The following is an 11,601-nucleotide window of genomic DNA, read 5'->3' as shown; positions in this document are numbered from 1 at the left end:
TGCCAGAATGCACGGCCTAAGTGACTGATTTTAATCATTGGAGTGCCTTGCCAGATGGCTCAGAAGAAGGAAAACAAGGAAGATAAACCCAAAAAATTCTTTGGCTTCGAAGTCAGTGAGACCCTCAGCTACGTTGTTGTAGTGGTGCTCGCTATCATTTTTATCCGTCAGGTCATGGTCCTGTTTTAGCTGTCATCGCGGCAGCGCGCTGTTCAGGTAACTGAATCAGCGCCAGGTTTGCCGACCCTCCCCCTCGATACACCAAGTTGTTCCGGCATCCCCTGCCATGCTAAATTACGTCCCCTTTTCATCGACCACGGCCAATCGATCGGGTGGGCGCGAGCTCGCGTGCGCCTGGACGTGTTCGAAGGTTAATTATCAGCTGCAATGACAGGAACCCTTATGAGCCACTACAAAATCGCTTTGCTGGACGGTGACGGCATCGGCCCGGAAATCATGAAAGAGGCGGTCAAAGTGTTGGACCTGGTTGCCGAGCGCAACAACGTCACGTTTGACCTGATTCATACGCCATTTGGCGCCAGTGCGTATTTTGACTGTGGTCATCCGTTCCCGGACGAGACCAAGAAAGTCTGCGATGAAGCCGATGCCATCCTGAAAGGCCCTATCGGCCTGAATCACGAAGATTCACAAAAAATCCCGGTGGATATGCAACCCGAACGTGGCGCCCTGTTGCCGCTGCGCCGTCGTTACAACACCTATGCCAACTTTCGTCCGGTGTTTCTGCCCAGGGGCCTGGCACACTTCTCACCGCTGAAAAAGGAGATCATCGGCGACGGCATCGACATCATGATCATCCGCGAGCTGGTGGGCGGCCTGTATTTTGGCGAAAAAGAGACCGGCACTACCGCTGACGGCGTGCGTTACGTAAAGGAAACACTGGAATACGACGAAAACCAGATCCGCCGCATTGCCATCGTCGCTTTTGACACCGCCATGAAGCGCAAAAAAGTGCTGCACAACATCCACAAAAGCAACGTCCTGAAGTCCAGTGTGCTGTGGAACGACGTGATGGCCGAGGTCGGCAAGGACTACCCGGACGTGACTGTCGAAAACATTCTGGTCGACGCAGCCGCGACCTACCTGTGCCTGAACCCGGGCCGGTTTGACGTCATGGTCATGGAAAACATGTTTGGCGACATTCTCAGTGATCAGGGCGGCGGTATTCTCGGGTCACTGGGCCTGATGCCGTCTGCCTGCCTGGGTGATGACAAAGCCTACTACGAACCGTCGCACGGTTCGGCACCGGATATTGCTGGCAAGAACATTGCCAATCCGTACTCAATGATTGGTTCGGTGGCCATGATGCTGGAGATGAGCTTTGGCATGGATCAGGAGTCGAAGAATGTCTGGCATGCCATGCAAAGCGTTTTTGCTGATGGTTACTCGACGGCTGATCTGTCCAAGCCCGGCAGCGGGGTCAAGATGATTGACACCCAGGCCTTCGGCGATCGCGTCGTGGAAGCACTGCGTAGCATGCCTGTACCTGCCTGAGCAGTTGTCCCGCCTGGCTGCTCGTCAGCCAGGCGTTAAAAAGGTCGCGCGTCCTTGGGCAGCAGGACGGTCTTGGTACCGGAGAGCTTTTCATGGACGGCGTCGTGATCCTTATCCACATACAGCCACAGATAGCCCAGACCGCCCAGCCAGAATGCAGGCCACGCGGCCACAAAACGGATCAACCCATGCTGTAGCGAAATGGGTTTGTTGTCAGTACGCAATGCCTTGATTCGCCACGCGATCATACCCAGGGTCTGCCCGGTGCGACGCCAGAACCAAAGGTAGAAACAGGCAGCGGTGGTGACCATCATGACAAAATTCAGCATGAGCAGTACCGGATGGGTCTGCACCTGACCATCGACCAGCTCGCTGGTATTGTCAGCAAACAGCCCGAATACAAACAGTATAATGAATCCGAGAATCATCCACATCGCAAATACGAGAAACATATCGTAGAGCAGTGCGGCCAGCCGGCGCAAAAGACCCGCGCGCGGCAATAAGGCAGTTTCAGCCTCGGAAAGGAGTCGGCGCTGGATTTTCTTTTTTGAACTCATTGGGGACAAACACGGCTGCTAATCAGACAAGGCGCCAGTATAACGTATTTACCAGCACCTTGTTGCTCAGAACAGCACCGGCGGGGTCGTATCCTCAGGCTCCTCGGGTGTCTGTTCCGCATCACCATCGGTGTTTCCTGAACGCACCGATGCCGGGATATCACCCAGCAACGCGCGCAATCGCTGCAGATCCTCAGCATTTGACACCACTTCCTGCTCTGTGTCGACAGGCTCCAGATCACTGGCATTAAACACCAGGTTAAAGGTATAACGCGCATCGCGCATACACAGAATGGTAAATGCAGTTTCGTCGTTTTCAGTGCGGTACTCATTCAGACGCCCATACAGCACCTCGGCGCAATCGGGGTCCAACAGCGCCTGATGAGCCGCAGCGACCAGCAGTTCGCGCAGATTTTCCTGGCTCGGGGGCAGCCACAGGCGTTGCGGTTTTACGGCTCCGGCTCCGGGTTCAGCTGCAGCCAGGCCACCGCACATGACGGTAGCCAGTAAAAGTCCTGCACCAATTTTTGTAGTTACATGATTCATAGGGTTCCTATCGACAATTCGCCATAAAACTTGAATCTGGCGCCACACTTATGATGCCTGAAAGGATCTGATAGAATCCAGCCCTTGATTCAACGGCTTCAGGATACTTCCCGGCATGAGTGCACAAGCAAGTGGCAGACAGGTCCAGATACTGGACACCACCCTGCGTGATGGCGAGCAGACCCAGGGCGTTTCATTCGCCGCCAAAGAAAAACTGCAAATCGCCCGCGCTTTGCTGCAGTCGCTTAAAGTCGATCGCATTGAAGTCGCGTCAGCACGCGTCTCGGAAGGTGAGAAAAAGGCCGTCGCAGACATCAATAGCTGGGCGGCCCAGGAAGGCTTGCTCGATAAAGTTGAAGTATTGGGATTTGTCGATCACACCCTCAGCGTCAACTGGGTGCGTGATGCCGGTGGCAAGGTCATCAACCTGCTCGCCAAAGGCAGCGAGAAACATTGTCGCGAACAACTCGGGCGAACGCTGGACGAACATATCAATGACATCAAACGCACTGTCGCCTACGCCCAGGACAACGGTCTGCGCGTCAACATGTATCTGGAAGACTGGTCTAATGGCTACAAAGACAGTCCCCAATATGTGTTTGACCTGGTGGCCGGCGTCAGCGACTGCGGCATCGGCAACTTTATGCTGCCTGACACACTGGGCGTGATGACGCCGGATGAAGTTTACGCCGCGCTGACCGACATGACCGGCCGTTTTCCGACGCAGCGCTTTGATTTCCATCCCCATAACGACTATGGATTAGCCACGGCTAATGTCATGTCCGCCGTCAAAGCCGGTATCGACACCATTCACTGTACGATCAACTGCCTGGGCGAACGTGCCGGTAACGCATCGTTGGCAGAGGTGGCGGTGGTACTGAAAGACAAGCTGGGCATTCGTTTATCTATCGATGAAACCCGTATTGCCATGCTCAGCCGGATGGTGGAAAATTTTTCAGGCAAATGGATTGCTGCCAATACGCCGATCGTTGGCGCTGATGTCTTTACCCAGACTGCCGGTATCCACGCCGATGGCGACCAGAAAGGTGGCCTGTATATCACGGCCCTGCGCCCCGAACGGTTTGCCCGCAAGCGCACCTATGCCCTGGGCAAGATGAGCGGCAAAGCATCACTGGCCAACAATCTGGAAGAGATGGGTCTGGAGCTGAACAGCGAGGACCAGCGCAAGGTGCTGCAGGAAATCGTCAAGCTGGGCGATTCCAAAGCACTGATCACTGCCGATGACCTGCCGTTTATCATTGCCGATGTGCTGGAGCGGCGCGAGTTTCGTTATGTAGAACTGATGAATTGCTACATCAGCAGCGGGCTGGACGTGGACAGCACAGCCAGCATTCGCGTCAGCATTCAGGATAAAACCTTCAACGCGTCCGGTTCGGGCAATGGCGGTTTTGCAGCATTTATCGACGCCATCAGCAAAATTCTCAAAAAGCGTGACTTTGTCATGCCGGCACTGGTGGACTATGAAGTGCATATCCCGCGCGGTGGCAATACCAATGCCCTGACCGAATGTATCATCACCTGGAAAATCGAGGATCGGGAATTAAAAACCCGGGGCGTGGACGCCAACCAGGTCTTGGCCGCCGTCAAAGCCACATTGCGCATGATCAATATACGCATGCACAGCCTGATACCGTAAGGCAGCCTAAACGCGGCGCAGCAGGAATAACCCCAGCAGTGCGCACAGCATTATAGGTGCCAGGACAGCCACAAAGGGGCTGATGCCATACAGAATGGTCGCTGGCCCCAGCGTGCGCTGAACAATCGTGAACCCCAGGCCGATGGCAATCGCCACAAACACCCGAAATCCCATGGTGGCCTCGCGCAGAGGACCAAATACAAAAGAAACCGCCAGCAATACCAGGCTCAAGGTCGCCAGCGGCTGCAACAACTTCTTCCAGAACGCCAGGTAATAATTGCTGCTGTCCAGCCCCTCAGTATCAAAGTAGCGGGCAAACTGATACAGACCACTGATCGATTGCCGGTCAGGTCGCACCAACAGCACGCTGAGCAGAGAGGGCGACATGTCCACTGACCATTGCCATTCATCATGGTACTCAGCCTGCAGCCGGTCGCCGGCAAAGCGCGTTTCGCGCACGCCGGTCAGACGCCAGTATGGTTCACCGTCGTCATCCATATAATAACCCTGTTCAGCGAAACTGCTGCGCAACAATTCGCGCCTGTCGCTTAACTCGTAAACGGTCACACCAAACAGCTCACGGCCGCCCGGGGCGATGGCATTGATATGAATGTACTCATTGCCAATCTTGCGCCAGTCACCCTGTGAACTACTGATGGCCTGCCCCCCACTCTGGATCAGCGCGCGCTGACTTTGCGCGGTCTGTTGTAACGTCGGAGCGATCCATTCGCCCAGAATCAGGCTGAATACCATGACCCCCAACACGGGTATCATGACCCAGCCCACCAACACTGATGTTTTTACACCTGACGACTGCATGACCAGCAGTTCCTGACTGGATGCCAGAATACCCAGACCTATCAGCGCCCCACCAAGAGCCACGAACGGCAACAATTCATAGACACTGGTAGGCAAGGTCCGCAGCACATAAACGATGGCATCCCAGGCCGTGTAGTAACGATTGGTGTCTGCCAGCTCTTCTGCCACCGTGAACACCAGGTCAATCATCGTGATCAGCCCCAGCACCACCAGCATCGACAGCAGTACGGTTTTGGCCATGTAGCGGGCAAGCATGGGCATATTATGCGACCCTCGCCAGTGTTGGCTTTCTGGGCCGGCCACGCCACATCAGTGCCAGACCACCGGCAATAAAAACAAGATGCACCCACCACATTCCGACAACAGGCGACAAACTGCCATCTTCAACGGCATCGCGGGTTACCTGTAGCAACATGAAATACAGACCATACAACAGTGCCGCAGGCACCAGCCTGGCGAAACGGCCCTGACGCGGATCGACTTTGCTCAGCGGCACCGCCAGCAACGTCAGCACGGGAATCAGCAATATGACGGAAATACGCCATTGCAATTCAGCGATCAGGGCGGGATCCGAAGACCCCAACAATGCCATTGTTGGCAATTCGGTGCCTCGCAATACCGGCGCGATTGTGCTCTGCTCCGGCAGCAGGACTCCCTGCTCCTGAAATTCGGTCACACTATAGTCGGCGGCACCCGGCGTGCCATCGTAAAAATAGCCATTCTCCAGCAACATGAAACGGCGGCCACTCGCCTCATCCACGATCGGACGCGCCGATTCGGCCACCATAATGCGCAAACCTGACTCGCCTTGTGGCGGGTTCGGATCCCGCAGTACCACAAAGGGGTTATTCAACTGACGGCCCACCGCAGTCTCTGACAGGGACTCGGCATAAGTGACGCGCTGCCCGCGATTGAACGATTGAAACTGTCCGGAGACAATCAGATCGATTTCGGTTAATTCATCCTGAGACTGCCGCAGGGTCTCGGTCTGCTGCAAACCTGCCGGCGCCGCATAAAGACTCAGAACGGCCATGGCACAGGCCAGCAGCAAGCCCGCACCCATGGTCATAGTGAGCAGTTTTGCGCGACTGAAGCCGCAGGCATGCAACACGACCATCTCGTTCTCGGCATACATCCGCCCGTAAGCCAGCAACACGGCCAGGAAAAAGGCAAACGGCACAATAATGAGCAGAAATTCGGGCAGGCGATACAACATCAACATCAGCAGGATATCGGTGGTCATTTTGCCGGCGACAGCATCAGCGAGGTATTGCAGAAATCGTGACGTAAACGATACAACCAGCAGTATCAGCGACACCGCCATGGTGACCTGAAGAAGTTGCTGGGTGAAGTATCGAAACAGAATCAATGGATAGAGGCCCGCTTACTCGTCGGACTCGCCAACCAGGCTTTTGAAGGCCAGTGGCACAGCCGCAATCTTGTGTTTGTCGAAATCAAAAAAGACAACGCCCTGCTTGGCATTGCACACAACCCGGTCAAGCGCCGAATTAGTAATCTGAAAGCAGATATCGCAACCATATTTGTTAAACCGGCTGACCCCGACCTCAATGACCAGCACATCCTTGGCAAACGACTGCGAACGATAGTCAACTGCCATGTCTGTAACCACCATACCAAGGCCAAAAATATTGGCTTCGGTCAGCCCCAGGCTGGCCAGGAACTGCAATCTGGCTTCGTGCAGGATATGCACCATGGCGACGCTGTTCAAGTGCTTGGCGTAATCCAAATCACTGAACCGCACCGGGTGCTCCATGGTAAACAGGAACTCTTCCGGCATGTTTATTTTGACGCGGGGCATATCAACTCCGTAAACAGTGTTTCTTGGCAGCGGGCTCTCCTGCTGAAGGCCCTGGCAAATCGGTGGCCAATTTTAATCGCCCGGGCCGCTAAAGTACACTTAAGCCGGAGCAATTGACACTGACCGGGGAAAAGCCGCTGCTGCGCGTGTTATAGTCAGTATTGGCGCAGGTTGCCTTGTTTTGACATATTCTCTAGGATGATATGCCTTCGCCACAGCATCGATATCACGGAACCGCGATAAGGAAAACCTATGAAATACCAACTGCTCACGAGTAAAACGCTGGATAAAAAGACTGACTGCCTGGTTCTTGGCGTCTGGGACAGGACCGGGCTTGATGCACCGTCTGACATGCTTGCGCCAATCGTTCGTGACCAGTGCGATGCCGTGATCAAATCCGGCGACATGAAAGGCAAAATCGGCGAAACCCTGCTTGTTCATGTACCGGCAAAAGCCGCCAGTGACCGCATACTGTTAGTAGGCCTGGGCGACAAAAACAAGTTTGATGCCAAAGCCTACCGTAAAGTCGCACGCGCTGCAGCGCATGCGCTGACCCAGACACCTGCCAGAACGGCGATGGTCAGTTTGGCGCAATTGCCGGTCACCAACCGCGACGCGGCCTGGGCCACGACGCAGCTGGTCACTGAACTGGGCAATGCGCTGTACCGTTATGACCAGACCAAAAGCAAAAAGGCCGACAAGCCCGCACTCACCAGTGCCGTTATAGCGGCCGCCCCGGATGCCAACCGCAAGCAACTGAATGACGCCATCGACGCCGGCGAAGCCATCAGCCTGGGTATGAGTGTCGCCCGCGACCTGGGCAATCTGCCCGGCAATATCTGTACACCCTCGTACCTGGCCGAGCGCGCGGTTGAACTGGGCGTGCGCAATAAAAGCATCAAGACCAGGGTGCTGACCGAAAAGCAGATGGAGAACCTCAAAATGGGCTCCCTGCTGTCCGTCGGCCGTGGCTCCAAAGAAGAGTCGCGCCTGATCGTCATAGAATACAAAGGCAGCCGCAAATCCAGCTCAGCCCCCTACTGCCTGGTGGGTAAAGGCATCACTTTTGACACCGGCGGCATCAGCCTGAAGTCCGGTGCCGGTATGGACGAGATGAAATTCGACATGTGCGGCGCAGCCAGTGTCATGGGTACGATGACAGCCATTGCCAAACTCGGGCTGCCCATCAACGTAACTGCCGTTATTGCCGCAGCCGAGAACATGCCCAGCAGCACCGCCACCAAGCCCGGTGACATTGTCACCAGCATGTCCGGCAAAACCATCGAAATTCTTAACACTGACGCAGAAGGCCGATTGGTGCTGTGCGACGCTCTGACCTATGCCGAGCGTTTCAAGCCGCGCACGGTTATTGATATCGCAACCCTGACCGGGGCGGCGGTCGCCACCTTTGGCGAAGTCAATACCGCCATGCTCAGTAACAACGAAGCCTTGGCGCAGGAGCTGTTTGCGCTGGGTCAGGACACCCTGGATACGGTTTGGCAACTGCCGCTGGACGACGAATATCAATCGCTGCTGGACAGTAACTTTGCCGACATCGCCAACATCGGTGGCCCCAAAGCTGGCACCATCACGGCAGCCTGTTTCCTGTCCCGCTTTACAGAAAAATACCATTGGGCGCACCTGGATATAGCCGGCACGGCGTGGCTGGGCGGCGGCAAAAAAGGTGCCACCGGCCGACCCGTGCCGCTGCTGGTAGAGTATCTGCGTAAACAAAAAGCCTGACCTGAACTGTTGCTCGGGATGCATCAGCTGTCTGACAGCCAAGTATGTATCAGGTATACTTGCCGGCTTATCAAATTTCGAACGCGCTAGCAAAGCCAGAGCAAACCGAGCACAGACATGGACAAGACTTACCAGCCCAAAGACATCGAACAACAGTGGTACAGCACCTGGGAAGAACGCAATTATTTTGCCCCCAGCGGCGAAGGCGAATCCTACAGCATCGTGATCCCGCCCCCCAATGTCACCGGCCGTCTGCACATGGGCCATGGTTTCCAGAATGCCATCATGGACGCACTGATTCGCTATCAACGCATGATGGGCAAAAATACGCTGTGGCAGGTCGGTACCGACCATGCCGGTATTGCCACCCAGATGGTTGTCGAGCGCAGGCTTGAGCGCGACGGCATCAAGCGAACCGACCTGGGTCGCGAGAAATTCACCGACGAAGTCTGGAAGTGGAAAGAAGAGTCCGGTGGCATCATCACCCAGCAGATCCGCCGCCTGGGTGGCTCCATCGACTGGTCGCGTGAGCGCTTCACCATGGACGAAGGCCTGTCAGCAGCGGTCGAGGAAGTGTTTGTCCGCCTGTATGACGAGGGCCTGATCTACCGCGGCAACCGCCTGGTCAACTGGGATCCCAAACTGCATACCGCGGTATCGGATCTGGAAGTATTGTCCGAAGAAGAGGACGGCTTTTTCTGGTATTTCAAATATCCACTGGCTGACGGCGCCACCACTGACAGTGGCGACAGCTTTATCACCATCGCCACGACCCGGCCGGAAACCCTGCTGGGTGACACCGCAGTGGCCGTCAGCCCGGAAGACCCCCGCTTCAAATCACTGGTTGGTAAATACATCGACCTGCCCCTGTGTGATCGCCGCATCCCGATTATCGCGGACGACTATGTTGATCCCGAGTTTGGTACCGGCTGCGTAAAGATAACGCCGGCACATGACTTCAATGACTATGAAGTCGGCAAGCGCCACGACCTGGAGATGATCAACATCTTCAGCATTGATGCCGCCATCAACGACAACGCGCCAGAGCCTTATCGGGGACTGGACCGGTTCGATGCACGCAAAAAACTCGTCGCTGACATGGAAGCGCTGGGTCTGTTGCTGAAAGTAGAACCGCATAAATTGAAAGTGCCTCGCGGCGATCGCACCGGCTTCGTGATTGAACCCTACCTGACCAACCAGTGGTATGTGGCGGTCAAGTCGTTGGCCGAACCCGCCATCAAGGCAGTCGAGGACGGCGACATCGAGTTTGTGCCCAAAAACTGGGAGAACACCTATTTTTCCTGGATGCGGGACCTGCAGGACTGGTGTATTTCACGGCAGCTCTGGTGGGGCCACCGCATTCCGGCCTGGTATGACGCCGACGGCAATATTTATGTTGGCCGCAGCGAAGAGCAGGTGCGTGAAAAATACCAACTCGACGCCTCGCTGAGCCTGCGTCAGGATGAGGATGTTCTGGATACCTGGTTCTCCTCGGCACTGTGGACGTTTTCCACGCTGGGTTGGCCGGATGACCTGGAGACATTAAAAACCTTTCACCCCACCAATGTGCTGGTGACGGGTTTTGACATCATCTTCTTCTGGGTTGCCCGGATGATCATGATGACCATGAAGTTCACCGGCGAGATTCCGTTTCAGAAGGTGTATATCCACGGCCTGATCCGCGACGGTCAGGGGCAGAAGATGTCCAAGTCCAAGGGCAACGTACTCGACCCCATCGATCTGATCGACGGTATCTCGCTGGAAGACCTGGTCACCAAACGCACCGAAGGCCTGATGCAGCCACAACTGCAGCAAAAAATTGAAAAAAATACCCGCGCCGAATTCCCCGAGGGTATCACCGGTTACGGTACCGATGCGCTGCGCTACACCTATTATTCGCTGGCCTCCACCGGGCGCGACATCAAGTTCGATCTGGGCCGCATGGAAGGTTTCCGCAATTTCTGCAACAAAATCTGGAATGCGTCTCGTTATGTGATCATGAACACGGAAGAGAAAGGCATTCAGTTCAGTGCCGACGATGTTGCCGCCTTGCGCAACGACCCGCACCTGAGCCTGGCTGACCGCTGGATTCTGTCCCGATTGCAGCAGACCGTGACCCAGGTGCACGAGCACATGGCTGGCTACCGTTTCGATCTGATGTCACAGGTGATCTATGACTTTTTCTGGAACGAGTATTGCGACTGGTATGTTGAGCTGTCGAAACCCGTGCTGTGGGATGCTGACAACCAACCGGAAAAAGCACGTACAGCGCGACTGACCCTGCTGACAGTACTGGAAACCAGCCTGCGCATGCTGCATCCGCTGATGCCTTTCATCACCGAGGAAATCTGGCAGAAAATTGCCACGCTCACCGGTGTCAACACGGCTGATACCAGCATCATGCTGCAGGCCTATCCGCGCGCGGACGAAGCACTGATCAACACCAGCGCCGAACGTGACATTGAGTGGGTCAAGGGTGTCATCATCGGCGTACGCAATATCCGTGGCGAAATGAATATTCCGCCGGGCAAGACCTTCCCTGCCCTGCTGCGAAAAACCGATGCCGACGATAACCGCCGACTGGATGAAAACCTGCAGAACCTGCTGAAGCTCGCCAAGCTGTCAGAGATCCGTTGCCTGGCTGACAATGAAGAAGCACCGGTCAGCGCGACGCAACTTTATCAGGACATGGAAATTCTGGTGCCGCTGTCTGACCTGATTGACAAGGATGCAGAGATTGCCCGTTTGCAAAAAGAGATCGGCAAGCTGGAAAAAAACCTGCAAGGCATCAGTGGCAAACTCAACAATGAGAAGTTTGTGCAGAATGCCCCGGCGGAACTGGTGGAGGTTGAACGTGAGCGTCAACGCGCAGCGCAGGCAGCCATCGTGGCCTTGAACGAAAAACTGACGGCCATCAAAGCACTGTAGCTTCATATGACACCAGCCAC

10 protein-coding genes are annotated in these 11,601 nt (G+C 55.3%); 5 read left to right on the top strand and 5 right to left on the bottom strand.

The window, feature by feature from the left end; genetic code table 11:
* Positions 1-54 precede the first annotated feature (54 nt).
* Together ENH71_RS10700 and leuB are read left to right on the top strand one after the other, a co-directional pair.
* Positions 55-189 carry a hypothetical protein gene (locus ENH71_RS10700; protein ID WP_294131058.1) on the top strand — a complete coding sequence of 45 codons (135 nt, stop codon included), beginning with the start codon at positions 55-57 and terminating at the stop codon, positions 187-189.
* A 213-nt stretch (positions 190-402) separates the two neighbouring features.
* Positions 403-1,512: a 3-isopropylmalate dehydrogenase gene (leuB, locus tag ENH71_RS10695; protein ID WP_294131056.1), complete on the top strand. Its 1,110-nt coding sequence runs from the start codon at positions 403-405 to the stop codon at positions 1,510-1,512.
* A gap of 35 nt (positions 1,513-1,547) precedes the next feature.
* On the opposite strand, the gene ENH71_RS10690 is transcribed toward leuB, so the two are convergent.
* Both ENH71_RS10690 and ENH71_RS10685 read right to left on the bottom strand, forming a co-directional pair.
* On the bottom strand, positions 1,548-2,069 hold the full coding sequence (locus tag ENH71_RS10690) for an RDD family protein (protein WP_294131054.1): 522 nt from the start codon (positions 2,067-2,069) through the stop codon (positions 1,548-1,550).
* 66 nt (positions 2,070-2,135) lie between these two features.
* A complete protein-coding gene (locus tag ENH71_RS10685) occupies positions 2,136-2,615 on the bottom strand; it encodes a hypothetical protein (protein WP_294131052.1) in 480 nt (159 codons plus the stop codon).
* Positions 2,616-2,730: 115 nt separating this feature from the next.
* Between ENH71_RS10685 and ENH71_RS10680 the strand changes: the two genes are divergently transcribed.
* Positions 2,731-4,272 (top strand): hydroxymethylglutaryl-CoA lyase-like TIM-barrel protein, encoded by a 1,542-nt coding sequence (locus tag ENH71_RS10680; RefSeq protein ID WP_294131050.1) that lies wholly within the window; start codon positions 2,731-2,733, stop codon positions 4,270-4,272.
* Positions 4,273-4,278: 6 nt separating this feature from the next.
* Here the strand turns inward: ENH71_RS10680 and lptG are convergent, their stop codons facing one another.
* From lptG to ENH71_RS10665, 3 genes are read right to left on the bottom strand one after another with little or no spacing between them, the layout of a single operon-like run.
* Positions 4,279-5,352, bottom strand: coding sequence for an LPS export ABC transporter permease LptG (gene lptG, locus ENH71_RS10675; protein ID WP_294131047.1), 1,074 nt, complete (start codon positions 5,350-5,352; stop codon positions 4,279-4,281).
* Position 5,353: 1 nt separating this feature from the next.
* Complete coding sequence (gene lptF, locus ENH71_RS10670; RefSeq protein ID WP_294131045.1) at positions 5,354-6,460, bottom strand: LPS export ABC transporter permease LptF; 1,107 nt, start codon at positions 6,458-6,460, stop codon at positions 5,354-5,356.
* Positions 6,461-6,475: 15 nt separating this feature from the next.
* Positions 6,476-6,910, bottom strand: coding sequence for an acyl-CoA thioesterase (locus tag ENH71_RS10665; RefSeq protein WP_070115872.1), 435 nt, complete (start codon positions 6,908-6,910; stop codon positions 6,476-6,478).
* Between the two features lie 252 nt (positions 6,911-7,162).
* Between ENH71_RS10665 and ENH71_RS10660 the strand changes: the two genes are divergently transcribed.
* Together ENH71_RS10660 and ENH71_RS10655 are read left to right on the top strand one after the other, a co-directional pair.
* Positions 7,163-8,653: a leucyl aminopeptidase gene (locus ENH71_RS10660; protein WP_294131038.1), complete on the top strand. Its 1,491-nt coding sequence runs from the start codon at positions 7,163-7,165 to the stop codon at positions 8,651-8,653.
* Positions 8,654-8,770: 117 nt separating this feature from the next.
* A complete protein-coding gene (locus ENH71_RS10655) occupies positions 8,771-11,581 on the top strand; it encodes a valine--tRNA ligase (protein WP_294131037.1) in 2,811 nt (936 codons plus the stop codon).
* Positions 11,582-11,601: the final 20 nt, after the last annotated feature.

Origin of the sequence: Pseudohongiella sp. (assembly GCF_011050365.1) — a bacterium.
Classification (GTDB): Bacteria; Pseudomonadota; Gammaproteobacteria; order Pseudomonadales; family Pseudohongiellaceae; genus Pseudohongiella.
This window is presented reverse-complemented; position numbering and strand designations above follow the sequence as displayed.